Source organism: Streptomyces sp. T028, assembly GCF_048159505.1.
Taxonomy (GTDB): domain Bacteria; phylum Actinomycetota; class Actinomycetes; order Streptomycetales; family Streptomycetaceae; genus Streptomyces.
On the sequence record NZ_JBLRVZ010000003.1, the window covers coordinates 1 to 24423 of the forward strand.

35 protein-coding genes and 1 pseudogene are annotated in these 24423 nt (G+C 71.2%); 31 read left to right on the forward strand and 5 right to left on the reverse strand.

What is annotated here, in order from left to right:
* Positions 1 to 102: 102 nt before the first annotated feature.
* The gene (locus tag ACLZN2_RS02395) at positions 103 to 744 is read right to left on the reverse strand and encodes a nucleoside/nucleotide kinase family protein (RefSeq protein WP_416976633.1); all 642 of its coding nucleotides are present in this window, start codon (positions 742 to 744) and stop codon (positions 103 to 105) included.
* A 55-nt stretch (positions 745 to 799) separates the two neighbouring features.
* Here ACLZN2_RS02395 and ACLZN2_RS02400 point away from each other — a divergent pair, with 55 nt between their 5' ends.
* Genes ACLZN2_RS02400 through ACLZN2_RS02410 form a run of 3 tightly spaced genes read left to right on the forward strand, consistent with a single transcriptional unit; the run spans position 800 to position 4316 of the window.
* On the forward strand, positions 800 to 1195 hold the full coding sequence (locus ACLZN2_RS02400) for a YybH family protein (RefSeq protein WP_416976634.1): 396 nt from the start codon (positions 800 to 802) through the stop codon (positions 1193 to 1195).
* A gap of 38 nt (positions 1196 to 1233) precedes the next feature.
* Entirely contained in the window at positions 1234 to 1977 is a 744-nt protein-coding gene (locus ACLZN2_RS02405; RefSeq protein ID WP_416976635.1) for an HAD family hydrolase, read from the forward strand.
* Positions 1974 to 4316, forward strand: a complete 2343-nt coding sequence (locus tag ACLZN2_RS02410) for a glycoside hydrolase family 65 protein (RefSeq protein ID WP_416976636.1) — start codon at positions 1974 to 1976, stop codon at positions 4314 to 4316. The genes ACLZN2_RS02405 and ACLZN2_RS02410 overlap by 4 nt, the downstream gene beginning before the upstream one ends.
* 231 nt (positions 4317 to 4547) lie before the next feature.
* Here the strand turns inward: ACLZN2_RS02410 and ACLZN2_RS02415 are convergent, their stop codons facing one another.
* The 3 genes and pseudogenes from ACLZN2_RS02415 to ACLZN2_RS02425 all read right to left on the reverse strand — a co-directional run.
* Entirely contained in the window at positions 4548 to 5510 is a 963-nt protein-coding gene (locus ACLZN2_RS02415) for a hypothetical protein (RefSeq protein ID WP_416976637.1), read from the reverse strand.
* A gap of 14 nt (positions 5511 to 5524) precedes the next feature.
* Positions 5525 to 7000, reverse strand: coding sequence for an APC family permease (locus ACLZN2_RS02420; RefSeq protein WP_416976638.1), 1476 nt, complete (start codon positions 6998 to 7000; stop codon positions 5525 to 5527).
* Positions 7001 to 7228: 228 nt separating this feature from the next.
* Positions 7229 to 8080: pseudogene (locus tag ACLZN2_RS02425) on the reverse strand (FAD-dependent oxidoreductase); the annotation flags it as partial.
* A 43-nt stretch (positions 8081 to 8123) separates the two neighbouring features.
* Between ACLZN2_RS02425 and ACLZN2_RS02430 the strand changes: the two are divergent.
* Complete coding sequence (locus tag ACLZN2_RS02430; RefSeq protein ID WP_416976639.1) at positions 8124 to 9848, forward strand: recombinase family protein; 1725 nt, start codon at positions 8124 to 8126, stop codon at positions 9846 to 9848.
* 938 nt (positions 9849 to 10786) lie between these two features.
* Here ACLZN2_RS02430 and ACLZN2_RS02435 read toward each other — a convergent pair.
* A complete protein-coding gene (locus tag ACLZN2_RS02435; RefSeq protein WP_416976640.1) occupies positions 10787 to 11179 on the reverse strand; it encodes a hypothetical protein in 393 nt (130 codons plus the stop codon).
* Positions 11180 to 11479: 300 nt separating this feature from the next.
* On the opposite strand from ACLZN2_RS02435, the gene ACLZN2_RS02440 reads away from it, so the two are divergent.
* The 27 genes from ACLZN2_RS02440 (at position 11480) to ACLZN2_RS02570 (ending at position 24416) form a co-directional block, all read left to right on the forward strand.
* On the forward strand, positions 11480 to 11902 hold the full coding sequence (locus tag ACLZN2_RS02440) for a helix-turn-helix domain-containing protein (protein WP_416976641.1): 423 nt from the start codon (positions 11480 to 11482) through the stop codon (positions 11900 to 11902).
* A complete protein-coding gene (locus ACLZN2_RS02445) occupies positions 11902 to 12087 on the forward strand; it encodes a hypothetical protein (RefSeq protein ID WP_416976642.1) in 186 nt (61 codons plus the stop codon). Before ACLZN2_RS02440 ends, ACLZN2_RS02445 begins: the two co-directional genes overlap by 1 nt.
* Positions 12088 to 12278: 191 nt before the next feature.
* Positions 12279 to 12503, forward strand: a complete 225-nt coding sequence (locus tag ACLZN2_RS02450) for a hypothetical protein (protein ID WP_416976643.1) — start codon at positions 12279 to 12281, stop codon at positions 12501 to 12503.
* Entirely contained in the window at positions 12496 to 12810 is a 315-nt protein-coding gene (locus ACLZN2_RS02455) for a hypothetical protein (protein WP_416976644.1), read from the forward strand. Before ACLZN2_RS02450 ends, ACLZN2_RS02455 begins: the two co-directional genes overlap by 8 nt.
* Positions 12800 to 13459, forward strand: a complete 660-nt coding sequence (locus ACLZN2_RS02460; RefSeq protein ID WP_416976645.1) for a response regulator transcription factor — start codon at positions 12800 to 12802, stop codon at positions 13457 to 13459. Before ACLZN2_RS02455 ends, ACLZN2_RS02460 begins: the two co-directional genes overlap by 11 nt.
* Positions 13456 to 13581 carry a hypothetical protein gene (locus tag ACLZN2_RS02465; protein WP_416976646.1) on the forward strand — a complete coding sequence of 42 codons (126 nt, stop codon included), beginning with the start codon at positions 13456 to 13458 and terminating at the stop codon, positions 13579 to 13581. Before ACLZN2_RS02460 ends, ACLZN2_RS02465 begins: the two co-directional genes overlap by 4 nt.
* Entirely contained in the window at positions 13578 to 14042 is a 465-nt protein-coding gene (locus ACLZN2_RS02470) for a hypothetical protein (protein WP_416976647.1), read from the forward strand. Before ACLZN2_RS02465 ends, ACLZN2_RS02470 begins: the two co-directional genes overlap by 4 nt.
* On the forward strand, positions 14039 to 14803 hold the full coding sequence (locus ACLZN2_RS02475) for a hypothetical protein (protein WP_416976648.1): 765 nt from the start codon (positions 14039 to 14041) through the stop codon (positions 14801 to 14803). The genes ACLZN2_RS02470 and ACLZN2_RS02475 overlap by 4 nt, the downstream gene beginning before the upstream one ends.
* Entirely contained in the window at positions 14800 to 16167 is a 1368-nt protein-coding gene (locus ACLZN2_RS02480; protein WP_416976649.1) for a YqaJ viral recombinase family protein, read from the forward strand. The genes ACLZN2_RS02475 and ACLZN2_RS02480 overlap by 4 nt, the downstream gene beginning before the upstream one ends.
* A 2-nt stretch (positions 16168 to 16169) precedes the next feature.
* Entirely contained in the window at positions 16170 to 17069 is a 900-nt protein-coding gene (locus tag ACLZN2_RS02485) for a recombinase RecT (protein ID WP_416976650.1), read from the forward strand.
* The gene (locus tag ACLZN2_RS02490; protein ID WP_416976651.1) at positions 17066 to 17425 is read left to right on the forward strand and encodes a hypothetical protein; all 360 of its coding nucleotides are present in this window, start codon (positions 17066 to 17068) and stop codon (positions 17423 to 17425) included. The genes ACLZN2_RS02485 and ACLZN2_RS02490 overlap by 4 nt, the downstream gene beginning before the upstream one ends.
* Positions 17422 to 17907 carry a RusA family crossover junction endodeoxyribonuclease gene (locus tag ACLZN2_RS02495; protein WP_416976652.1) on the forward strand — a complete coding sequence of 162 codons (486 nt, stop codon included), beginning with the start codon at positions 17422 to 17424 and terminating at the stop codon, positions 17905 to 17907. The genes ACLZN2_RS02490 and ACLZN2_RS02495 overlap by 4 nt, the downstream gene beginning before the upstream one ends.
* On the forward strand, positions 17904 to 18413 hold the full coding sequence (locus tag ACLZN2_RS02500; protein WP_416976653.1) for a hypothetical protein: 510 nt from the start codon (positions 17904 to 17906) through the stop codon (positions 18411 to 18413). The genes ACLZN2_RS02495 and ACLZN2_RS02500 overlap by 4 nt, the downstream gene beginning before the upstream one ends.
* Before the next feature lie 42 nt (positions 18414 to 18455).
* The gene (locus ACLZN2_RS02505; RefSeq protein WP_416976654.1) at positions 18456 to 19694 is read left to right on the forward strand and encodes a hypothetical protein; all 1239 of its coding nucleotides are present in this window, start codon (positions 18456 to 18458) and stop codon (positions 19692 to 19694) included.
* Positions 19691 to 20014: a hypothetical protein gene (locus ACLZN2_RS02510; protein WP_416976655.1), complete on the forward strand. Its 324-nt coding sequence runs from the start codon at positions 19691 to 19693 to the stop codon at positions 20012 to 20014. Before ACLZN2_RS02505 ends, ACLZN2_RS02510 begins: the two co-directional genes overlap by 4 nt.
* Positions 20015 to 20029: 15 nt before the next feature.
* Positions 20030 to 20473, forward strand: a complete 444-nt coding sequence (locus ACLZN2_RS02515; protein ID WP_416976656.1) for a hypothetical protein — start codon at positions 20030 to 20032, stop codon at positions 20471 to 20473.
* Entirely contained in the window at positions 20470 to 20805 is a 336-nt protein-coding gene (locus ACLZN2_RS02520; RefSeq protein WP_416976657.1) for a hypothetical protein, read from the forward strand. The genes ACLZN2_RS02515 and ACLZN2_RS02520 overlap by 4 nt, the downstream gene beginning before the upstream one ends.
* Positions 20802 to 20975: a hypothetical protein gene (locus tag ACLZN2_RS02525; RefSeq protein ID WP_416976658.1), complete on the forward strand. Its 174-nt coding sequence runs from the start codon at positions 20802 to 20804 to the stop codon at positions 20973 to 20975. The genes ACLZN2_RS02520 and ACLZN2_RS02525 overlap by 4 nt, the downstream gene beginning before the upstream one ends.
* A complete protein-coding gene (locus ACLZN2_RS02530) occupies positions 20972 to 21316 on the forward strand; it encodes a hypothetical protein (protein ID WP_416976659.1) in 345 nt (114 codons plus the stop codon). The genes ACLZN2_RS02525 and ACLZN2_RS02530 overlap by 4 nt, the downstream gene beginning before the upstream one ends.
* Before the next feature lie 2 nt (positions 21317 to 21318).
* Entirely contained in the window at positions 21319 to 21609 is a 291-nt protein-coding gene (locus ACLZN2_RS02535) for a hypothetical protein (RefSeq protein WP_416976660.1), read from the forward strand.
* Positions 21606 to 21866, forward strand: a complete 261-nt coding sequence (locus tag ACLZN2_RS02540) for a hypothetical protein (protein WP_416976661.1) — start codon at positions 21606 to 21608, stop codon at positions 21864 to 21866. The genes ACLZN2_RS02535 and ACLZN2_RS02540 overlap by 4 nt, the downstream gene beginning before the upstream one ends.
* Positions 21863 to 22312 carry a hypothetical protein gene (locus ACLZN2_RS02545; protein ID WP_416976662.1) on the forward strand — a complete coding sequence of 150 codons (450 nt, stop codon included), beginning with the start codon at positions 21863 to 21865 and terminating at the stop codon, positions 22310 to 22312. Before ACLZN2_RS02540 ends, ACLZN2_RS02545 begins: the two co-directional genes overlap by 4 nt.
* A 70-nt stretch (positions 22313 to 22382) precedes the next feature.
* On the forward strand, positions 22383 to 22769 hold the full coding sequence (locus ACLZN2_RS02550; RefSeq protein ID WP_416976663.1) for an HU family DNA-binding protein: 387 nt from the start codon (positions 22383 to 22385) through the stop codon (positions 22767 to 22769).
* A 3-nt stretch (positions 22770 to 22772) separates the two neighbouring features.
* Positions 22773 to 23465 (forward strand): WhiB family transcriptional regulator, encoded by a 693-nt coding sequence (locus tag ACLZN2_RS02555; RefSeq protein WP_416976664.1) that lies wholly within the window; start codon positions 22773 to 22775, stop codon positions 23463 to 23465.
* Positions 23462 to 23944, forward strand: a complete 483-nt coding sequence (locus ACLZN2_RS02560; RefSeq protein WP_416976665.1) for a helix-turn-helix domain-containing protein — start codon at positions 23462 to 23464, stop codon at positions 23942 to 23944. The genes ACLZN2_RS02555 and ACLZN2_RS02560 overlap by 4 nt, the downstream gene beginning before the upstream one ends.
* Entirely contained in the window at positions 23944 to 24186 is a 243-nt protein-coding gene (locus ACLZN2_RS02565) for a hypothetical protein (RefSeq protein ID WP_416976666.1), read from the forward strand. The genes ACLZN2_RS02560 and ACLZN2_RS02565 overlap by 1 nt, the downstream gene beginning before the upstream one ends.
* The gene (locus ACLZN2_RS02570; RefSeq protein WP_416976667.1) at positions 24183 to 24416 is read left to right on the forward strand and encodes a hypothetical protein; all 234 of its coding nucleotides are present in this window, start codon (positions 24183 to 24185) and stop codon (positions 24414 to 24416) included. The genes ACLZN2_RS02565 and ACLZN2_RS02570 overlap by 4 nt, the downstream gene beginning before the upstream one ends.
* Positions 24417 to 24423 lie beyond the last annotated feature (7 nt).

Consider the following 24423-nt stretch of genomic DNA (forward strand, 5'->3'; position numbering starts at 1 on the left):
CGCCCGGCACTCCCCCAGCCTTCGGCCGGGGGGACCCCCAGAGCACGCACCGAACGCCGCTCCTTCTCCCACGGAGATCCATCAGAAGGGCCCTGGCCCGCGTCAGACGGGTATCCGCACCACCAGGTCCGCCCGCCCCCGGGTCGCGGCCACCAGCTCGGCGTTGCGCCGGTCGCTGCGCTCCACCCAGGCCGTCGCCTCCTCCTGCCCCTTGCCGAACTCCACGTGCCGGGCGACGAGCCGGCGGACCCGGTCGTCCTCGTCGGCCTCGCAGAACCACACCTCGTCCAGCGCGGCGCGTACACGGGGCCACGCGCCCGTGCCGAGGAGGAGGTAGTTGCCCTCCGTGACGATCAGCCGGGCCGTCGGCGGCACGGGGACGGCTCCCGCGATCGGCTGCTCCAGGACCCGTTCGAAGCCGGGTGCGTAGACGATGTCCTCGCCGTCCGTCCCCTCCCGCAGCCGGTGCAGCAGGGCCGCGTACCCGGCCGCGTCGAAGGTGTCCGGCGCGCCCTTGCGGTCCCGGCGGCCGAGCCGGTCGAGCTCGACGTCGGCGAGGTGGAAGCCGTCCATCGGGACGTGCGCCGCCCAGCGGTCGCCGTCCCCGTTCAGTTCCCGTACCAAACGCTCGGCGAGGGTCGTCTTGCCCGCGCCGGGGCTTCCCGCGATGCCGAGCAGCGCGCGCCGTCGGCCGTCCCCGGCGAGGGAACGGGCCCGGTGCAGCAAATCGTCGAAAGTGAGCACACAGCAGAGTGTCGCAGTCTCCTGGAAGGAGACCCGCAGCGAGAGGAGGGCGACCGTGTCCGACGACGAGACGCAGATCCGCATCCTGATCACCCGCTGGGCCGACGCCGTCCACCGCGGGGACCTCGACACCGTCTGCGCGGGCCACGCCGAGGACCTCGTCATGTACGACGTGCCGGCGCCGCACGAGGGCATCCGGGGCCTGGCCGCGTACCGGGCCTGCTGGCCGCCGTTCTTCGCCTGGCAGGCATCCGGCGCCCGCTTCGACATCGACACCCTCGACGTCACCGCCGGCCCCGACGTCGCCTACGCCCACGCCCTGCTGCGCTGCGGAACGCCCCAGGAACTCGCCGAGAGCCCCACCCTGCGGCTGCGCCTCACCTTCGGCCTGCGCAAGGAGCACGGCCGCTGGCTGATCGCGCACGAGCACCACTCCTTCCCCCACGACTGACGTCATACAGGCGGGGCTCCCGGGGAACCGGACTCTGTATGACGACGACGCTCGGCCTTCCCGAAGCCATCCAGGCGTGCCTCTTCGACCTCGACGGGGTCGTCACCCGGACGGCCGTGGTGCACGCGGCCGCCTGGAAGGAGACCTTCGACGCCTTCCTGCACGCGCGCGAGGGCGAAGGATTCCGGCCCTTCGACGCGGGCGAGGACTACGAGCGGTACGTCGACGGCCGCCCCCGCGCCGACGGCGTGCGCACCTTCCTCGCCTCCCGGGACATCCACCTGCCCGAGGGCGGCCCCGACGACCCGCCCGACGCACCCACCGTCCACGGCCTGGGCAACCGCAAGAACCGACTCCTCCTGGACCGGATCCGCACCGAGGGCGTCCAGCCCTACGACGGCACCCTGCGCTACATCGAGGCGGCACGCGCGCGTGGACTGCGCACGGCGATCGTCTCCTCCAGCGCCAACACCAAGGACGTCCTGCAGTCGATCGGCGCCGAGCACCTCTTCGACGTACGGATCGACGGGGTCGTGGCGGCCGAGCGGGGCCTGCCGGGCAAGCCGCGCCCCGACACCTTCCTCGCCGCCGCCCGCGACCTCGGCGTCACACCGGCCCGCGCCGCCGTCTTCGAGGACGCGCTGGCCGGGATGGACGCCGGGCGGGCCGGGAACTTCGGGTACGTCGTGGGCGTTGACCGCGTCGGACAGACCGACGCGCTGTACGCGCACGGCGCCGACGTCGTCGTCAAGGACCTCGCCGAGCTGGGAGGGCAGGCGTGATCACCCACCGTGCGTACACCGTGGAACCGTGGTGCGTGCGCGAGACGGCGCTGGGCCTCGACGTCCTCGCACAGAGCGAGTCGGTCTTCGCCCTGTCCAACGGGCACGTCGGCTGGCGCGGCAACCTCGACGAGGGCGAACCCCACGGCCTGCCCGGCTCCTACCTCAACGGCGTCCACGAACTGCACCCCCTGCCCTACGCCGAGGCGGGCTACGGCTACCCGGAGTCCGGGCAGACCGTCATCAACGTCACCAACGGCAAGGTCCTGCGCCTGCTGGTCGACGACGAGCCGTTCGACCTGCGCTACGGCCGCCTCGTCACCCACGAGCGGGTGCTGGACCTGCGGCGCGGCATCCTGGAGCGCAGCTGCGAGTGGACCTCGCCGGCCGGGACCACGGTCCGGGTGCGCTCGACCCGGCTGGTCTCCCTCACCCAGCGGGCCGTCGCCGCCGTCGCCTACGAGGTCGAGGCCGTCGGCAGCCGCTCCCGGGTGGTGATCCAGTCCGAGCTGGTCGCCAACGAGAGCCTGCCCGACCCGGGCGGCGACCCGCGCGCCGCCCGCGCCCTCAAATCCCCGCTGGAGCCCGAGGAGGACGTCGCCGTCGGCAACCGGCTGCGTCTGGTGCACCGTACGAAACGCAGCGGACTGCGGGTGGCCGTCGCCGCCGACCACACCGTCACCGGACCCGCGCGGACCACCACCAGCAGCGAGAGCAACGTGGACGTGGCCCGGCTGACCGTCACCTCCGTGCTGGAGCCGGGCGAGCGGCTGCGGGTGGAGAAGCTCGTCGCGCACGGCTGGTCCGGCGCCCGCTCCCGGCCCGCGATGAGCGACCAGGTGGAGGCCGCCCTCGCCGCCGCCGGACACAGCGGCTGGCAGGGCCTCCTCGACGACCAGCGGGCCTGCCTCGACGACTTCTGGGCCCGCGCCGACGTCGAGGTCGACGGCGACGAGGAGATCCAGCAGGCCGTCCGCTTCGCCCTCTTCCACGTGTTCCAGGCGGGCGCCCGCGCCGAGCAGCGCGCCATCCCCGCCAAGGGCCTGACCGGCTCCGGTTACGACGGACACGCCTTCTGGGACACCGAGACCTTCGTGCTGCCCCTGCTCACCTACACCGCGCCCGACGCCGTCGCGGAGGCCCTGCGCTGGCGGCAGAACACCCTCCCCACCGCCCGCGAGCGCGCCGCCCTGCTCGGACTGAGCGGCGCCGCGTTCCCCTGGCGCACCATCGAGGGTTCCGAGGGCTCCGCGTACTGGCCGGCCGGCACCGCCGCCTTCCACGTCAACGCCGACATAGCCGACGCCGTCGTGCGCTTCGTCGCGGCCACGGGCGACATCGAGTTCGAGCGGACCACAGGCGTCGAACTCCTCGTGGAGACCGCCCGGCTGTGGCGCTCGCTCGGCCACCACGACACCCACGGCACCTTCCACATCGACGGCGTCACCGGCCCCGACGAGTACAGCGCGGTCGCCGACGACAACACGTACACCAACCTCATGGCCCGCGCGAACCTCCTCGCCGCCGCCGACGCCGTCGAACGCCACCCCGAGGAGGCCGCCCGGCTCGGCGTCGACGAGGAGGAGAGCGCCGCCTGGCGGGACGCCGCCGAGGCGGTGCACATCCCCTTCAACCACGACCTCGGCGTCCACGAACAGCACGCCGGCTTCACCCGCTACCAGCACTGGAACTTCGCCGGCACCCGCCCCGACCAGTACCCGCTCCTGCTGCACTTCCCGTACTTCGACCTCTACCGCAAGCAGGTCGTCAAACAGGCCGACCTCGTCCTCGCGATGTACACCTGCGGCGGCCACTTCGACGACGAACAGCTCGCCCGCAACTTCGCCTACTACGAGCCCCTGACCGTCCGCGACTCCTCGCTGTCCGCGTGCTGCCAGGCCGTGATAGCCGCGCAGGCCGGCCATCTGCGCCTCGCCTACGACTACACCGCCGAGGCCGCGCTGATGGACCTGGCCGACCTGGAGCAGAACACCCGCGACGGACTCCACATGGCCTCCCTCGCCGGCACCTGGACCGCCCTGGTCGCGGGCTTCGGCGGACTGCGCCGCGACGGCACGAGCCTGCGCTTCTCCCCGCGCCTGCCGGAGCGCTTCAGCCGCCTCGCCTTCAGCGTGCAGCTCCTCGGCAGCCGGCTGCGCGTGGAGATCGGCCCCGACAAGGCGACGTACACCCTGCTGTCCGGCGGACCCCTGACGATCCGCCATCACGGCACACCGCTCACCGTGAACGGGGACGGCCCCGTGGTGCGCCCGGTGCCCCCCCCGCCGGTCCGTCAGGCCCCCGGCCAGCCGCCGCACCGGGCACCGAAGAGCCGTTGAGCCGTACACGTGTTTCCCGGCCGCCGGGGGCAGGTAGGTAGTGGGTGTCGGCGACCGCGGGTAGGCGAGGGGGAACGGGCATGATGGTCGCCCACCGCAACACGAGGCCGGACGGCCCAAATGCAACACCGTGACGAGTAGCGCCCCTTCAGGGGCGCGGGGCTCTGCTCATATGCGGCTCCGCCGCGGGGCGCGACCAGCCCCATACAACCCGCACCCGCCCACCGGTCCTCAAGAGGCCCGTACCACCCACTCCCTCCGCCACCGCACCAGCTGCTGAGCAGGATCCCCGGTATAAGACCAAGGCGTACGCGTGGCCCGCTGCCCCAGCACCCGCAGCAACGGCGCGCCCACATCCTCCGCATCCGCCCAACAGGCCGCATGAGCAAGATAGTTGAAGTCCCGCAGCTCACCGGGCGCCACAACCGAGTCCGGCCGCCCGCTGATCCACCGCTCCCACGTGCGGCGTACATCGCTCACCGCCCCGTCGTTGTTCCAGTGCTGGGCGAGCCCCACCCGGGCGGGGCGCCCCTGGGCGGTGTCGGCGGCGTACCGGTACTCCTCGACACGGGCGTACTGCACGAGGACCGGCAGCGGGCAGCCCGGTGGGGCCACCCCCGCCGCGTCGCGGGCGAAGTCGTACATCAGGCCGTGCGACCCGTGCCAGCGGGCCGAGTAGTAGTGCAGCACCTGGAGGTGTCCCTCCATGCTGTACGGGTCGCGCTGGTGCAACTCGTCCCACCAGCGGGCCAGTTCCTGTCGGCGCACCCCGGACGGGTAGAGGCGCGCCACCGAGATCAGCGAGACCCACGGCGTGGGGTCGGCCGGGTAGGCCTCGGCGGCCGACAGGCACGCCAGTACGGCCGCGTCGATCCGTTGCTGGTCGATCGGCACCCCCCGGCCCGCGGAGATGGCCAGGTTGAACGCCCGTGCGGTCTCCGTGGCCGCCCGCAGCACGAGCGCGTCCGCGCTCTGCGGCTCGGCGGCCAGCCAGGTCTCCGCCGTCGAACTGCCCGCGCAGACCTGCGCCAGCAGCCGTACCCGGTGGCCCCGGGCGAGCCAGTCCGGGCCGGTCGTGCGCAGTAGTTCCCGCAGCCCCTGCCAGCGGCCGATGACGATGTCGTGCCGGGCGGAGGAGAGGGACACGTCCCCGCAGTCGGGGTCGAACTCGGGGGTGAATCGGTCGCGCGCCATCGGTCGGGTTCCCCTCAGAAGTCGGTGGGGAGACCCTCGTACGCGGTGGCGTGCGCGGCCGCGTGGCCGTCGGGCGCGTAGTCGGCCTCGACGGTCCGCGAGGCGTCCAGGCGGGCCGGGCGGTAGTAGTCGCTGCCCTTGCGCCAGTACCAGAGCATCGGCACCAGGCCCACGGCGAGCCCGCCGATGCCGATGGCGACGGCCGCCGGCTCCAGTTCGCCGAGCGACTCCGCGAAGATCCAGAACATGAACACGGCGCCGAACAGCGGCCACAGCCCGCCGAGCAGGAAGTCCGACGGGGACCGCAGCAGGGTCTTGCGGTAGGCCACGACCGCCGCGAGCCCGGCGAGACCGTAGTAGATCGCGATCTGCAGACCGATCGCCGAGATCGCGTCGGCGAGGATGTCGCCCACCGAGCCCAGCGCGTTGGAGGCCACGAACATCACCAGTGCCACCCCGCCGACCACCGCGATCGCGATCCACGGCGTGTTCCAGGTGCGGTGCACCCGGCCCAGCGCGGACGGCATCGTACGGTCGCGGCCCATCGCGAACAGCGAGCGCGTGACCTGGATGAGCGTGGTCTCCAGGGTGGCGATCGTCGACAGCATCACCGCGACGATCAGCAGCTTGCCGCCCCAGCCGGGGATCAGCTCCTCGCCGAGCGCGGCCAGCACGTTGGCGCCGTTGTCGTCGATCTGCCGGGCGCTGAGGATGACGTTCACCGCGATGGTGAACACCTCGAAGAGCAGGAACACGATGCCGACGCCGATCAGGCCCGCGAGGCCGGTCGTACGGCGGCTGTTGCGGGTCTCCTCGCTGAGGTTGCTGGTGACGTCCCAGCCCCAGTAGTAGAACGCCGCGACCAGGGCGCCCGAGGCGAAGCCGGAGACCCCGTCGAAGTGGCTGAACCCGAGCCAGGACCAGTCGAACGACAGCGCGTTGTCCTGGGTGTGGAAGCAGGCGAGCAGCGCGAACAGCGCGAGGACCGCCAGCTCCACGCCCGACATGATCAGCTGCGCGCGCACGGTGAGCCGGGCCCCGCCGAGGACCACCGCCAGCATCACCAGGAACCAGGCCGCGCCCACCACCGTCGACAGCGCGGTGTTGTCGGCGAGGCCCTCGTCGAAGAGGGCGAGCGTCATCGAGCCGGCCGGCAGCGAGCCCGCCACCATGAAGATCGTGGCCGAGACGACGAGTGCCCAGCCGCTGAGGAAGCCCAGGAACGGGTGGAGGGTCCGGCCCACCCAGGAGTAGCTGGCTCCCGCGTTGACGTCGATCCGGCTGAGCCGGCTGAACGCGAGCGCGATGCCCAGCATCGGTATCGCGCAGTACAGCAGCGCCGCCGGGCTGGCCAGGCCCACCGCGCCGACCAGGACCGCCGTCGTGGCGGCGATGGAGTACGCCGGGGCACTGCCCGCGACCGCCATCACCACCGTGTCGAAGGTGCCGAGGACGTTCGCCTGCAGCCCTCTTCCGGTGCTGTTGCTCATGCTCGTGCTGCTTTCCGTCGTGCACATGGGGGGTGTGGGTGGAGCGCCGCCGGGCACCGAAGGGTTGACCTCGGGAAACGTCGACGGGGAAAGCCACGGCGGTGACCTTCCGCTAAGCGTCGCGGGACGGTTACACCGAGTGTGCGAGTGATGATAGCCCCACCTTTTCGGCTTTCAAGATTGACGGGTGGGTAACGTGCGCCCCCTCGCGCGCCCCCCCGTGCCGATTCACTCCCCGATCCGGTCCAGCTGCCGCAGCCGGTTGGTGGCGTCGAGGGCCGCGACCTTGTACGACTCCGCGAGCGTCGGATAGTTGAACACCGCGTCGACCAGATAGTCGACCGTGCCGCCGCAGCCCATCACCGACTGGCCGATGTGGATCAGTTCCGTCGCGCCCGTCCCGAAGCAGTGCACGCCGAGGAGCCGGCGGTCCTCGGGCGAGACCAGCAGCTTCAGCATGCCGTGCGCGTCGCCGATGATCTGCCCCCGGGCCAGCTCCCGGTAGCGGGCGACGCCCACCTCGAACGGCACGCTGTCCTCGGTGAGCTGGTCCTCCGTCCGCCCCACGAAGCTGATCTCCGGGATGGTGTAGATCCCGATCGGCTGGAGGTGGTGCATCCGCGCCACCGGCTCCCCGCAGGCGTGGTACGCGGCTGCCCGGCCCTGCTCCATCGAGGTCGCCGCGAGCGCCGGGAAGCCGATGACGTCACCGACGGCGTAGATGTGCGGCACACTCGTGCGATAGTGTTCGTCGACCTCGATCCGGCCGCGCGGATCCGCGACCAACCCCGCCTTGTCCAAGGCGAGTTCATCGGTCAGGCCCTGCCGGCCCGCCGAGTACATCACCGCGTCCGCCGGTATCTTCTTACCGCTGGCCAGCACGGTCAGCGTGCCCCGCGGATGCCGCTCCACGGCGGCGACGGTCTCCCCGAACCGGAAGGTGACCGCGAGATCGCGCAAGTGGTACTTGAGCGACTCGATGACCTCGACGTCGCACATGTCGAGCATCCCGGCCCGCTTCTCCACCACCGTGACCTTGCTGCCGAGCGCGGCGAACATCGAGGCATACTCCATGCCGATGGAAGTCTAGGATTCACTAGTATTCCTTTCCCGGGGGTGATCCATGCCGAGCAGCGGCATCAACGACACGAAGAAGCCCAGATGGAACACCGGCAAGACGGTGCCCCAGACATTCCGCCCCGACAGGCGACCGGGCATCCCGACCAGGCCCTGCCTCTACACGCGCCTCTCCTACTCCCCTGACGGCTCCGTGGAGAAGGTCGAACGGCAGGAGGCAGACGGGCGCGCGATGGGAGCACGTCTCGGCTGGCCCGACTTCTGCTGCGTCTACGTCGACAACAGCCGCTCGGCGTGGCAGCGCAACCGCAAGCGGCCTGACTGGGACCGCATGCTCGTCACGATGGACGCCTCCCGGGCCATGCTGATTTCCGGCGACGCGAAGGCCGACCACGTCCACGACGGCATCATGACCTACCACGGGGACCGCCTGATCCGGCAGCCGTACGACCTCGAGCTGCTGCTGAACATCGCCGATACCCGGCAGATCCCCCTCGCCTCGGTCTCCGGCGTGCGCGACCTGTCCAGCCCTGATGACCGCTTCATCCTCCGGATCGAGGCCGCTCAGGCCTGCCGGGCTTCCGACGACACCAGCCGGCGCGTGAAGCGCGGGCGCCTGGCGACCGCGCAGCGGGGCCGGATGCGGCCGGGCGGCCGGCGCACCTTCGGATGGGGGCTCCCCACGGGTGAGACCCGGAAGGTGATTGACGCGAAGACCGACGAGGTGCGCGAGGTCCGGGTGCTGGACTACGACGCGGTGGTCCCTGAGGAGATCCAGCACCTGAAGCAGTGCGGCGAGCTCGCCCTGGCTGGCATGAGCGTCCGGTCTGCCTTGCAGTGGATGAACAACCACACGCTCACCTCCGGGGGCCGCCCATGGACGTCACGCGGCCTGAAGACGGCACTGACGGGCTACCGGATGGCCGGTCTCGTCGAGAAGAACGGCGACCTCTACGAGGCCGTCTGGGGGCCGGTCTACGCGGATGACCGGGAGACCGCACTGGAGATGGTGGAGGCACTGCGTGCGATCTTCGCCGTCAACCTCGACGAATACGGCTACCACGGCCGCGCACGGAAATGGCTCCTGACCGGAGTCGCCGAATGCGCTGACTGCCACGCACCGAACTCTGCGCAGCCCAACGGCGGCACCTGTCCGACGAGCCCGCTCACCTGCCGAAAGCCACACCGGACGTTCTCCCGCAAGCCGATCAACAACACCCCGTACTACTACTGCACCGGCTGCTTCAAGGGCCGCACACAGGCCAACCTTGACGCCTACATCGAAGGCCGGGTGCTGCGGCTCCTCAACTCCACGCCGTTCCTCAAGCGGCTGGAGAAGAAGCGGCAGGAGGCCCAGGCGAAGCGGCCCAGTTACGCCGCGGAGATCGCGGTACTGCGGGCGCGGAAGAGGGAGACGGAAGAGAAGCTGAAGAAGCTGGCCAATCACCCGAACCTCGACCCGCTCGTACTCGCCGAGTCCCTCGCGAGCTTCGACGAGAAGATCACCGAGCTGGAGGGCAAGGAGGGCGCCGCCGAGCGCACGGACCTGCTGGATCGACTGGCCGGAATCTCCCGGGAGGCGTGGGAGGACCTGGACATCAATGTGCGGGCCGAGGCGGTCAGGATGCTCTTCCGGGTGATCGTGCACCGGACGACACAGCGGGGACCCGGCTTCGACCCGGACACGGTCAAGCTGCTCCGCCGCAGGGCAGGGGAGCACGACGACACCGAGCAGACCGGCGCAGGCGCCGGCCTCACCGTCGTCACGTGACCATCCCCGTTCTGGCCGGGCCGCCGCCTCCGGAAGGTGGGCGGCGGCCATACGCCGGACCTCAGACGCCGAGACACAGCGTCAGCTCCACTAAGGCCCGAACCCTCAGGCACCGGCCGGTGGCGTCGCCGCCAGATGCCGACGGTGTCGGCGTGGTGGGCTCCGACAGCGACGGGGACGGTGGTGAGGGCGAAGGGAGGGCGAAGCTCGGCGCAGCGCGTGAAGGCGCCGCAGAGACGCTCCGAGCGGGGCGTCGGGCTGGCGCAGATGTCACCGCGGATGCCCCCGGGCCCATGCCGACGTCACCTGCACCCGAAGGCGGGGAGCCGGCGGGTGATGACTCCGGGGGCGGAGCGCTCCCGCTGGACGCGCGCCCGCCCGGTGTGCCCGGCTCGGACGAGACGCTCTCCGGCGGCGGCGGAGTGGGCCCCAGGTCGTCCCCTGGTCCGCCGTTCGTCACCAGGAGCAGGGCGGCCGCTCCCAGTGCGATGGTGGCCGCGGCCCCGCTGGCCACCATCGTCGCGCGGCGCCTGTGCCAGGTGTCGCGCAGTCTCGCCAGGGCGGCTGCCACGCCGCCGCCGAGGTACAGGCTGAGATGTCCCTTTCTGCGGACAGGGACCGCTGGTGGTTCGTTCACTACTGGTCTGGATCCCCCACGGATGCCGATCTCGTGCAGGATCCGTTCGCAGTCGCGCTCGACGCGTAGCTGTGTGAGCTGCCAGCTGAGTTGCCTCAGCCGCCGGAAGAGCAGATACACGATCAGAGCGAGTGCGCCGAGTGCGCCCGCGAGAATGGATCCGATCATTCTCATCCCCTACGAGCAGCACGCGGTTCAACTGTTTGTGCAGTGCAGGTGTCGAGAATGCGACAGTATTTGACTAGGTCGCGCGCATATATGCGGATCGTGATCCGGTCGTAACACAGCTATGGGTATGGAGTTACGAAGCGTTACGGCTGGGAGGGTCGCTGCCCTTCTCTGCTTCCTCGGCCGCCTCGATCTTGGAGGCCAGAGTCCGTAGAAGTAGGGCCTTCTCCCTGGCGCTGCGGGGCTTCTCGTCGAGCGCGTTGAGGATGACCCCCTGCTGCCACTCCTCCAGTTCGGCGAGCGGGGCCGCCTCGGCTGGTGGGGCGGCGGCAGCCTTCGAGCGCTCAAGCTCCCGCAGGATCGTGGCTGCGTCCTCCCGGCCCGTCTCGGCCAGCCGGTCGGAGGTGATCGGCAGGACCCAGGCCATATGGGCGAGCGTGATGGCCGGCGCAGTGACCTTGCCCCAGTCCTTCCGGTAGCCCTTTTCGATTTGGCGCCATCGGCTGCCGCTGAACTTGATCTCCATTTTTGCCGCCGCGGACTCCGGGCTGAGCCCAGAGGCCTCTCGGACGAGGCGGATCAGTCGGGCCTCCGCCGGCGGTGGGGGTGACGCCGGTGCTCCCATGGCCGTACTCCCCTGCCCTCTCCTGTTATTGGACTTTGTTGGACTGTACCGGACTGTGAGTAACCCCTGCCTAGGGCTCCACACACAACCTCCACACTTGGAAGATCCGAGTACGAGGCCGAAAGGCAATGTCAAAGAAAGTCACAGCTACCGATCAGTAGCGCCTTGTACTGTCCGACTCAGTCACATACAGTCCTAGACATGAGAACCCCAGTGGATCCCCAGCGACTCACGCATCGCCGGGTCAACGCGGGCCTGAGCCAGACCGACCTGGCAAAGGCAATAGGGGTCAGCAAGCAGCTCGTCTCCGCTGTCACCCTCGGCAAGGCCTCTTTCTCGCCAGAGAAACTCGCCGAAGTCGCGAAGGTTCTGGGCTGCGCGGTCGATGACCTCCTCGTCGACCAGGCCCACGACCGGGTGCGACAACTGGTCGAACTCGTCTCCCTCGGGACGGTTACGGTCGGACCCGAAGACCTCGGCAAGGTCGCCGAGATCCTCGGATGCGACCTCGCCGACCTGCTCCCCGAAGACCTCGCCGCCGTCGCCGAAGTCCTCGGCTGCGACGTCGCCGAGCTGCTCCCGCAGGGCGACGCCAAGCCGGAGCTCGTGCGGAGGCCGGCCTGATGTCCGGGCGGATATGCCGCACGGCACAAGAGGCGTTCCAGGCCGGATGGGACGCGACCTGCGACCACGGCCGTGACCCGGGGGAGTGCCGCCAGTGCGGCCTCACCGACACGGAGATCGCCCGGCTTGTCGTCCTGCTCGGGCATCTGGCAGTCCCGGCGCCTCAGGGACGTGCGGCTGCCTGATGCGCTCCCTGATCGACGTCGTCTGCCGCTGGGTCTGCCAGACGTGCGGCCACCGCAACCCGGTCTTCCGGTTCGAGTGCCGCCGCTGCCGAACCCCCCGGCCCTGAACGCACTGAGGGCCCGCCGGACGCACCCGACGAGCCCTCGATCCACCAGCCATCCATCACCAGAAGACGAAGAAGGTGGACCAGATGGGATCCAGCATCCCATACCTCGACCTCACAGTCCCGAGGCCGACGTTCGTCCCGCCGCTCGACATCGCCCGCGCCCAGGCCTACGAGGTCCTCGCCGAGGCGAACGCGCTGGACCTCGAAGTCGTCGACTCCTTCACGATCGCCCGCCACTTCGGGGGCGTCATCGAGGTGCTCCGCCAGGTCCTGACCGCGCTTGACGCCGAGGACGGCCGCCATGCCTGAGCCGCTCACCGACGAGTACCTGAAGGAGATTCAGGACCGGATCGCCGCCGCATCGAAGGCCCCGTGGACGGTCCGCCTGGACGACCACTTCGGTGAGCCGTGCGGGTTCGGCCCGTTCACCTGGGTCGAGTACCCCGAGGACGACATCGCCCACCTCGATGCCGACATCACGTTCGCCGCCCACGCCCGGGTGGACGTCCGGAACCTGTACGGCGAGGTCTCCCGCCTGAACGGCGAGGTCTCCCGCCTGAACGAGCGCATCCGGCAGCTGGAGCGCGCGCAGGGAGGCGGCTGCTATGGCGCGTGACACCTTCGCCTTCCCCTGGGCCCGCTCGTACGATGCCGACCAGCTGTCGGCATTCATCGAGGACCTCTGGGGTGCCGCGTCCGGCGACGACGACCTCGTCACCCTCGACGCGATCGAGGAGGCCATCGCCCGGCATCAGCCGACGCCTGACCGCCCGATCACGGAGCGGGAAGCCGAGTTCCTCGCGTACCTGGCCGACGGACTCACCTACGGGCAGATCGCGTGTGCGGTTGGCCGTTCGCCTTCGTGCGTCACGACCACATGCAGCAACGCCTTCAGCAAGCTCGGCGCACGCAACGCCACCCAGGCGGTCGCCGTCGCCGTCCACCACGGCTGGCTGCCCCCCTTGCGCCTGCCCGATCCGCCGAAGTCTCTCGCCATACACGGTCCGCGTAACTGGCGGAAACTCCACGCCCAGGCCGCTGCCCAGATGCGCGAGCGCCCCCTGTCCTTCGTCGACGTGGGGCCGTACGCCTCCCGCAACAGCGCCCACCGGGCAGCTCAGCGAGTCAACGCCGGCCTGCTACCCGAGTTCAAGCCAGCGGGGGCGTTCGAAGCCCACCCGCGCCGAACCGACGGCACCCGATGGGGCCTGCGCATGCGCTACCTCGGCGAGCCCGCCAACCCCACCACCGGAGGTACCCCGTGACCGTCGACACGCCCGCCCGGAGCCTCGACTACCGGGGCACGCCCGTCGCGAAGATCCGCACCGGCCGGGCCCCGGCCGCCAACCGGCCCGGCAACCAGGCCCGGATCGGGGGCCGTCGATGAGGTACGCAGTCGTAGCGCCCGACGGCACGCTCACCCACCACACGGGCGAGCCGGACTGGCCCGCGCTCCTCGGCCCCGAGGGCAAGGCCCGCGTCCACCTGCCCGGCGCTGCTGTCGCGGGCTGGGCCAACGACGTAGGCCTGCTCTTCCCCAAGCGGTACCCGCTGAACGTCGTCGGCTCGTGCGTCCTGATCGCCCTCGGCGCCAACGTCCAGCCGTACCACGGTGCTGTCGTCCTCACCGGCTGGAACCCCGCCAACACCCCGCGCGGGCTGCTGGAGATGGAGCCGCTGCCGCAGCCGGAGTTCCTCGACACCGTGCACGGCGACGTCGTCAAGGCGCTCGCCGGGCAGACCCCGCGCGAACTGTCCCCGTCCTGGGCGGAGTCCATGCGCGAGGTCGCCGAGCACATCCGCGCCCCCTTCACCCCGGAGATCACGATCCGGACGGTGAAGCTGTGACCGAGCTCGCGGAAGCACTGCGCCGCATCTGGGACAGCCCGGAGACTGCCCCGAGTAGCCCGTCCGGGCGCGCGTACCGGCCCATCGCCGGATCCGATCAGGACCAGCTGACTCCGGACGGCGTGTCGAACCCGCTGTGGGACGTCGTGCGGTGGATGCCCGCCGAGCCGTACTGGGGCAACGAGGGGCCGTTGAGTCCCTACCCGTACGCCGTCGGGACCAGTGCCATCGGCCGCTTCACCGACCTGGGCGCCGACCGCAGCACCCTGTGCACGAAGTACGCCTGGTCCATCGTCAGCCCCGGCGATGTGGCATGGATGGTGCAGGTCCTCGACGGCCGCGCGGTCGTCGAGATCGGCGCCGGAACCGGCTACTGGGCGTGGCAGCTGGAACAGGCCGGTGTCGACGTCGCCGCCTACGACCCCAACCCGGTTGGCGACAACCGCTTCTGCACCGGCGGCCCGTACACCACCGTGCTGGCCGACGACGCCTCCGCCGTCAAACACCACCAGGACCGCGCCCTGCTCATGGTGTGGCCGCCGTACGGCGGGGAGCACGCCCGGCATGCGCTCGCCTCGTACAAAGGCGACCTGCTGCTGTACGCGGGCGAGGACGCGGGCGGATGCACCGCCGACAACGAGTTCTACGAGCTGCTCGCAAACGAGTGGGACGACGGCGCTACCGCCCCGCAGCACGTCACGTGGTGGGGAATCCACTGCTTCCTGGCCGCCTACCGCCGCAAGGAGGCGACCGCGTCATGACCGAGACCAGCCGCCCGCCGTTCACGTCATCCACCGCCGCCTCGGGCACGCGGGCCGCCGTGGAAGCGAAGGCCGAGGAGGGGCAAAACCGTACGGCCCCGCTGACGCGGCCTGCGGCGGGCGGCTCCCCGACCCCCTGTCCGGCGTCAACGTCATCCGCCGCCGAAAGGACCGGCACGGAAGCGAAGACGGAAGAGGAGCGGCCCTCGCGCGCTGCTTGCGCTCCGATGACCCCGTCTGCGCCGGACAGGGCCCAGGCCGCCGGGACGGCGACAACCCCCACGGCCGCCGTCCCGGCCGCCGGGCCGGAGGCCCTAGTCACAGCCTCCGGCCCGGCCACCCCCACCGCCCGCCTCCTCCTGCCCGCCGGCGCCCCCGAGGACGTGTGGCGCACCGCCCGGCAGACCGGGATCGGCGGCAGCGATATTGCGGCCCTGCTCGGCATGGACCCCCACCGTGGACCGCTCAAGGTGTGGCTGGAGAAGACCGGCCAGGCGCCTGCCGACCGTGACGTCCGCCTGGAGCGCGCGGCCCGGCGCGGCCACCGGCTGGAAGGGCTGGTCGCCGAGTTCTTCGAGGAGGAGTCCGGCCTCACCGTCCTCGACTCGCCGGGCACGCTCCAGCACATCGACCATGCGCACTGGATCGCCAACCCCGACCGGCTTGTCGCTGCTCCCGGCGGTGGCCGCGACGCGTTCGGGATCTGGGAGGGCAAGACCCGCACCTGGCGGTCCGCCCGCCTGGAGGGCTGGCACGGAGACCAGGCACCTGACCGGCCCGCCATCCAAGCCCACTGGTACCTGACGGTGACCGGCTACCGAGTCGGCTACGTCGCCGGGCTCATCGACGACGACCTCGAATGGTTCCGGCTGGAGCGCGACGAGGAACTCTGCGCCCTGCTCGCCGATGCCGCCGACCGGTTCTGGCACGAGCATGTGCTGACCGGCATCCCGCCCGAGGCCGACGGCCTGTCCGCCACCGCCGAACTCCTCGCCCGCCTGTGGCAGGCCCGCGAAGAGGCCACGGTCGAGGTGGACCCGGTCGAGGCGATGCACCTGAACCAGCGGCGCCGCGAACTCAAGGACGCGATCGGCGCCCTGTCCGGCCAGCTCACCACGGTCGAGAACCGGATGCGGCAGCTCGCCGGAGACGCCGAGGTCGCCACGGTCGGCGGCAAGCCCGTCTTCACCTGGCGGCAGAACGGCCAGTTCGCACACGCCCGCTTCCGCGACGAACAGCCCGAACTCGCCGCCCAGTACACCCACCTGGTCCCGGCCGTCGACGCCGAACGCCTCGCCGAAGACCACCCCCAGACGTACCGCACCTACCGCGCGCGCGTCCTGCGTACGCCCTCGGAAGGATGACCATGTCCGAACTCAAGGATCGCGTGAAGGCGGCGGCCGGCGGTGACGAGCAGCCGCAGCAGCCGCCCGTCACCGACCTGGCCGTGGGCGACAGCGTCCGCCAGTGGCTCCAGCGCCGCGAGACCTTCTTCATCGAGGCCCTCCCCAAGGGCGTCGACCCCGTCCACTTCATGTCCGTCGCGCACGCCCTGATGCCCAAGCTCAAGGACTGCACCCCGGCATCCATCCACCACGCGCTGCTCGCCTGCGCCCGCTTCGGCCTGGAACCCGACGGCCGCCAGGCGGCGATCATCCCGTACAAGGAAGTCGCCACCTTCCAGCCGATGTACGAGGGCTACATCGAGCTGATGTACCGCCATCCCCGGGTCGACTCGGTGCACTTCGGCTGGATCCGCGAGAAGGACCAGTGGGACTACGAGCCCACCGCGCCCTCCCCGCGCGACTTCTTCCACAAGCCGCGCGTCGACCTCACCGAGGACGAACGCGGGCGCGTCGTCCTCGCGTATGCCTTCGCGTGGATCGACGGCCGCCGCTCCCAGGTCATCATCCTCAACCGCCAGCAGGCCGAGGCCATCCGCGACAAGTACTCCAAGGCCTACCGGAACGCCGAGCGCAAGGGCCTGAAGGACTCGACCTGGCACACCGACTTCGACGCGATGTGGGCCAAGAGCGCCGTGCTACGTCTCCGGAAGGTCGTGCCCACGTCCATCGACCTGGCCGACCTGCTCCAGGCCGACGACGACATCGACGACACCAGCTCCGCGCCGCCGGTCATCAGGGGCACCGTCATCGCCCGCGACGACCAGGACGGCGAGCAGCCACCGGCCGGCACCTGGCCGGAGACCGCACAGCCCGGCTCCCGCGCGCATGAGACGGACGCCGAGGGCGGTGAGCAGGCGTGAACAGGCAAGAACGAGAGAACCTCGTCAAGCAGATCACCGCACAGGGCAACCGCGCCGTGCTGGAAGAGGAATGGACGCCCCAGCTTGCTCTGGACGTCATCCGCGAGAACCGGCGACGCCACGCAGGCGAGGCCCGCACCCGCGTCCTGTCCCACTTCGGCGGCCACCTCGCCGAAGACCTGGCCGCGAAGACAGGTGTCGCCCCGGCGGACATCGTGACCGTCCTGCTGCTGGTGTCGTCCACCCTCGCCGGGCCCGCGCTCCACCACCAGCTCCCCGGCGTCCTCGTCACCGACCTGCTCGGCTACGCCGCCGACGACCTCGACCGGCAGGCGAACGGCGGTGATGCGTGGTGACCACGCCCGCACTCCAGCTCACCGTGTACGGCACGCCTGGCCCGCAGGGGTCGAAGACCCGTAACGCGCACGGCGCCATGTACGAGTCGTCGGCCAAGGTCAAGCCGTGGCGTGAGGCCGTGAAGTCTGCCGCCCTGGACGCGCTGCACCACGACGACGCATGGGCCGCCCTCGACGGCGCGGTGTGGGTGGACGTCCAGTTCTCCCTGCGCCGCCCGAAGCACCACTTCGGCACCGGCCGGAACGCGGGCCGCCTGAAGGAGTCCGCGCCGCACTTCCCGACCGGCAAGCCGGACTTGGACAAGCTGATCCGCTCCACCCAGGACGCCTTGAAGGACGCCGGGGTGCTCGTCGACGACAGCGTCGTCGCCAGCCTGTCCGCCTCGAAGGTCTACGTGCTCTGGGGCGATGCCCTCCGTACTCCCGGCGCCGTCATCAAGGTCTGGCGCCTGAACGACCTCTACAAGGAGCCCCCGGCATGACGCAGTTGAAGTTCGACTCGAAGGTGTCGGCCAGCGCGCAGGAGGCGTTGGAGCCGCACATCCGGCCGGTGTACGCGACGCCCGCCTCCCGCCGCCTGTTCATCGGCGAGTTCGCGGCGATCGAGCGCACCGAGCCCGCGCCCGGCACGGAGAAGGAAGCGTCGGTCCGGGTCCGCATCGTCTCCCTGGAGCTCCCGAACGAGGGCCAGGAGGGGTACGTCCGGGAGGCGCTCCGCTTCCTCCACCTTCAGCGCACGGCCCGCGGAACCCTCGACGACGACGGGCAGCTGGAGCTCGACGAGTCGACGCTGCGCCTGACCGGCGGACAGCTCGCCTACCTGGAGACCGCGCGACTGCGGGCCGCGCTGGGCCACTGGTCCTCGTACGCCCGCCGCGTCCTGCACACCCCGAACCTCACGGTCTCCGAGGTGCTGCACGAGATGAAGACCGTCGCCGACGGGCTCACCGCTGGCCTCGACGGCGCCATCCCCGACAGCGAAGCCTGACCAACTCCCCGCCCCACCACGCCCCGAGAGGAGGTGACCCCCATGCCTCAACGTGTTCGTGTCCCGCTGCGCATCATCGTCGGCTCGTACAGCGATTCGGTGCTGCCCGTCTACGTGAAGATCGCCGCCCTGGAGCGGAAGACGACCGGCTGTGAGGCGAGGGTCGCCTACCTCGCGCCCCTGGTGGGTCTGGCCCGTTCCACCGTCGAGGCGGCGCTGACGGAGCTGATGCGGCCGGCGCCGGACGACGACGTGATTGAGCTGACCAGCCAGCAGCGTACGAAGTCCGGCGGCGACGGGGAGTCGGCAGTGCGCCGTGTCCGCGCCACCGACTGGCGCAAGGAGCACGGGGCGTGGGTTCCCACCCGCGCCGCCGAGGCTCTGTCGCCGCGCCAACTGCGCTGCTACGCCGCGATCAGCTACGCCACGGCGACCGGCGTCCACATCACGCTGGCCGAACTGGGCCGGGTGCTGCGCCACCGCTCTGGCGAGTCCGCCGATGTGCCGCTCGACGTCCGCTCGGTACGGCGGATCCTGCGGGAGCTGGAGCGGCTCGGCTGGATCAGCGTGCAGAAGCGGGCCGGCTACCGGGGCCGCAACCTCTACACCTGCCACGACGAGCCCACCCACCCGGTCCTGACTGCGGACACTGGGGAGGGGGTGGGTGCGGATCTTGGACAGGGGTCCCTCGCGTCTAAGGAACACCACCAGACTGACTCACCGGATGATCCGCCCTCTGCCGCCTTGGACATCCGCCGTAGGCGAGAGCAGGTAGTAGCGCGAGAGCCTGTGGAAAACCCTCCGCTGCCGCCGTCGCTGCGCCGCCCGTACGCCGGGCCTGAGCTGAGTCTCTCTCCGAGGATCTGGCGAGTCCTCCAGCCAGTGAAGAGCCTGCTGCCGGGGCTGTCGCCGTACGTGGTCCGTGCGTTGGCGCGGGAGATCGGACGGCAGCTCGACGAGGGCCAGGCGCCCGAGCGGCTGCGCCGACGGCTGGAATTCCGCCTCGCGTCCACGGACACCATCCGCGACCCCGGCCGGTGGCTGCTCGGCGCGGCCGTTGTACGCCACGGATGCGGCCTCGTCGCCTGCGAGTCCGGCCGGATCTGGCACAGCGGGCACGAATGCGCCGTCTGCGCCCGCGACCGGGCCGCCATAGCCAAGCTGCGCCGCATCGAAGCCGAGCTCGACGAACGCGAACAACAGCTCGGCATCCGCACTCCCTACCAGCTCCCCGCCGGGCGCCCACAGCCCAAGGCCCTGCCGCCCGGGAGGCCCACATGATCGACGACACCGACCTGCCCCGCCCGGCCACCGGGCAGCTGCTCGCCCTGGCCGAAGCCGCCCGCCCCGACTGGTCCCCCGATCAGCTGCGCGACGTCCTCGGACAGCTCCGATGCCGCGAGGACATGAGCTTCGGCCGCCTCCTGGTCGCCGTCGCCCTGCTGATCGCCGACCCCCAGGCCGAACCCCCAGACCTCCTCGCCGGCCGACCCGAGCCGTGGCGCCACAGTCGGCGCCCGGCCGGTCCCGAGACCTACCAGCGCGGGGTCGCCGCCGCTCGTGCGGCCCTGCACCACACATCCGAATCCGACTGTTCCTGAAGGGAGGCGATGGCGATGACCGCAACGCTGCACATCGGCCGTCGCACCACCCCGCACCACCCGCTCGCCGCGTTCACGACGTGGCTGACCAGGCTTCTTCCCGGCTCCGGGAAGAGGACCACGGGCATCACGCCCGACACCATGGCCGCCTTCGTGGAGGCGATGGACATCGAGGCGCTGCGCCTGTCGCTGCCGCTCGACGACCCCGACCGGCACGCCCTGGAGAACCCGGCCGTTGAGGACGCGTTCGCGCACCTCGCTGACGCCTGCCCGGTCAAGGCTGCCGCCTTCAGCATGCGCCCGGCGGACCGTGAGGAACTGTTGCTGGCCACCTGCGACGCCTGGTTCCGGCACGCGCATCCCGCGCCCGAGCACCGGTGGAGCACGGATGTGCGCGCCGAGTACGAACTGCTCCTCGACTCCGTCCGCCGCTGCTTCCACCCCGGGGGTGCTGAGTGAGCACCCGCCCGACCGAGTTCACGGCGACCGCCGACACCCGGCGCGCCCTGCGCGAGCAGCTGTACACCCTGTTCGGACGCCAGGTGAAGGAGCTCCGCATCACCCGCGTCACCTGGCCGGAGGGCAAGAAGTGGGTGGCCATGGTGATCGGCACCCACGGCCGCGAGGTGCCGGTGCGCGACTCCGGCCTCCACCACCAGGCCGCGCTCGTCATGGGCGCCGCGTTCCCGGCCGCCAACTGGTCCAAGGCGCAGGACTACGACGTTGCCACCGGCGTACTGCGCGAGCACGTCGTACGGCGGCCGGCCGCCCTGCGGGGTGACGACCGGTGAGCCGCGTTCCGGCCCGCGCTCTCGTCTGCGACCGCTGCGGTGAGACGTTCGGCAGCGGATACCTCCCGCTGGTCACACTGCGCCGCCAGGCCCGTACGGCTGGCTGGCGGCAGGGCGTTGCCCCGGACCTCGACCTGTGCCCGGCCCACCCCAAGGACGGTGCACGATGACCCGCCCCACGGGGACGCCGCGCCCGGACCACCAGCACGCTGCCGGGCAGGCCCGTCAGATGCCCGGCCAGTGGGTGCTCGCGGGGACGTACGCGAGCAGCGCCAGCGCGAAGGACACCGCGAACCAGGTCCGTACCGGCGCACGCATCCCCGCGTACCTCCCGGCCGGGTCGTTCGAGGGGCGCATGGAGCTCACCGACGACGGCACCGACCTGTACGTCCGCTACGTCGACGACCAGGCCGTCCGCGACTTCCGCGAGTCCATCGCCTCCGGGCTGACCGAGGACCTCGCCGCCTTCTCCCGCCGCCTCGAAGCGGCCGCCACCAGCAAGGACACCTGACCATGCACGACACGCCACACTCGCTCGCCGGGCAGACCGTCACCGTCCTGCCCGCGGCCCCCCTCTACTCCTACGCGAACACCGAACCCGTGCAGCTGCGTGTGGAGGACTGGCACGACCGCGTCTTCGGCCAGTCCTGGATGACCTACGACGGCCACGCCGCTTCCCTCGGCTACGCGATGCGCTCCGCCATGGGTGGCCTGCCCACCGACAACGAGGTCCTCTACGGCAAGTGCGACCGCGGACTCGGTCACCTCGTGCACGTCAGCGAGATCAAGGACGGTGCCGCATGATCGCCCGCGCCCTCGTGCGTCGCCTGCGCACCTACCTGTCCGACGCGCAGACCCAGCGCCTTCGCGCCCAGCTCACCGAGGCGAGCGACCGCAACCGCCTCCTCGATGAGCGGCTGGCCACCCTCCAGGCCGCGAACGAGGGCGCCTACCGCGAGCTGGAGAAGGCGACCGGCGGTGCCCGCTTCGACAGTGAGCAGCCCCTCGGCAGCGTGCCGCCCGGCGGCCTGTTCGCCTGGACCACCCAGGAGGAGGCGTGATCGAGGTCGTCTTCCTCGCCCTCGGCTGCGGCGGTACAGCGGCCGTCGCCTACGCGGTTGCGCCCGCCGGCCGAGGCCTGCACCGCTACGTCGTTCCCCGCTCCCGACTGCGCGCCGAGGCCGTCCGCCTGTCGGCCGAAGTCGAGGACCTGACCTCCCGGCTGGTCGCCGTCGGTGCTGAGCTGGAGGCGGTCACCGGCCAGCGTGACGAGGGCCGCCGCCTGCTCGGCAAGGCGGAGCAGCTCGTCACGGACGCCGAGGCCGAGACGCGCGAGCTCCGGACGGCGAACCAGCAGCTGCGGGCCCTGCTCGCCAACGCGAACGCGGTCCGGCCGCTGGTGCCCGTCAACGCCCTCACCGCCCCCTCAACCCCCAAGCCGTCGGCGGTCGTCGTGCCCCTGCCCGCCTCCCCGCTGGCCCACAGCCCGGCCGCCGAGCCGAGCTGAACAGACCCGCTCGCCGCCGGGTGTTGGGGCCCCGGCGGCGAGCGGCACCATCAACATCCTGGAGCACACGTTGAAGAAGAAGCCCACCCCCATCACCACCCGCCTGACAACCACCCGCCTGATCGAAGTCGTGGCCGAGGACCTCGGCACGACGCCGAAGGCCGTCCGCGACACCGTCATGGCCGTCTTCGACGCCATCGCCCGCGCCACCGCGAGCGGTCACGACGTCAACGTCACCAACTTCGGCACCTGGGTCTCCTACCGGGTCAAGCAGCGGACCGCCCGCAACCCGCAGAACGGCGACACCTTCCCCGTCGGCGCGCACCGCGCCGTGCGGTTCCGGGTGGCCCCGCACCTGCGTGAAGCCGCTCGCCTCCGCGACCGCAAGGCCACCATCCGCAAGGCGCCGAAGGGCAGCAAGACGCCCCAGGCCCCGGCCGACACCGCCACGGAGTGACCCATGAGCGCATACACCGGGTCCGTCCCCGAAATCGGGGCCCGCCCCCGCGACTGGATGGATCGGATGGCGTGCCGGAACGAGGACCCCGACCTGTTCTCCGACCCCGCCACCGAGCACGAGGCACGCGTCATCTGCGTCATCCGCTGCCCCGTCCGCACCCAGTGCCTCGCCAGCGTCAAATCCGTGGAGGCGGGCACCTCACGCAAGGATAGGGACGGCGTCGTCGCCGGTCTCACCCACAACGAGCGCTGGCGCTGCGACGCTGCGGCGTACCGCTCCAAGGACGCCACGCCCGCCCTCGTGTTCACCGAGGTGCCGCGATGCGGCTCGTACACGGCGCTGCTGCGGCACCTGTGGCTCGGCGAGCTCGTCGACCCGGAGTGCTGGAGCGCCGAGGTGCGCCGCGAGCGGCTGAACCAGACGACGCTGGCCGCCCAGCGCGCAGCAGCGGCCGAGACCACGGCCGATCCGCAGCAGGAACAGCAGCCCGAACCGGCCGAGGAGAAGTCGCGCCCCGAACCGCCGACCAAGGGCGCCACACCGCACGAGCGGCGGGTCTACGGGCTGTGGTCCCAGGGGCTGAGCGACCTGCAGATCGCCCGCCGCATGGCCATCAGCGTCCCCCAGGTGCAGCGCGCCCGGGGGCGGCTCGGTCTGCTGCTGTCGGGCGAGAGCGTGAGGAAGGCGTCATGAAGGTTCGAGCCGATGTCGCCGAGATGCTGCGGGCAGGCGTCCCGCACAGTCGCATCGCCCGCGAGCTGGGCGTCAGCCAGGGGACCGTGCGACGGACCAACCATGCCCTCGGCCTTCCCGCGCCGCTCCGTGGTGGCAGGCCCAGCAGGTACCCGACGCTTGTCGCAGTCTTCCGCGGCAACAGCGAAGAGACCGAGGACGGCCACGTCCGGTGGACCGGCTACCGCGACGCGTCGAGCAACACGCCGCTCCTCTTCTACGCCGGCGAGAAGACCCCCGCGCCGAAGGCGGCGTTCCAACTGCACTACGGGCGCGAGCCGATCGGCAAACCGCTCCCGACATGCGGCATGACGGGCTGCATCGCGGGCGCACACCTCGCCGACCGGCCCATGCGGGAGGCCAACGCGCGGGCCGACGCCGCCTACGACGCGATCTTCGGCGCCCTGTCCACCAACGACGAACCCCCGCAAGGAACCTGATGTCCACCCTCGCCTGGATCGCCACGGCCGTCGCCATGCTGGCCGTCCTCGGCCTCGGCTTCAACCTGCCCGACCACTGGTTCTGCGGCCTGCTCGCCCTGGCCGCCGTCCTCGGCGCCGCCGACGCCGCCTACCGCGAACAGCGCGGCTGGGCGCTCGGCCTGCTCGCCCTGGCCGTGCTGTTCTCCGGCGGCGGACTGCACGCCGCCCTGCGCCCCGGCCGCGAGCGGGGGCCGCGGTGACCGCCGACGACATGCACACCGTCGCCGTCCTCGGCGGATGGTCCTTCCTCTTCACCGCCCTCGCCGTCCTCAGCCTCATCGTCGGCGTCCTCGCCACCTTCTACCGGCTCGCCCTCACCGTCCGCGCCCGCCACCGGCGGCGCCGCGCCGCCCGCCAGGCCGTCGCCGACCTGGCCACCTGCCGGGCCATCGACGCGCTCGGCACCACCACCAACCCCACCGAAAAGTAAGGACCCC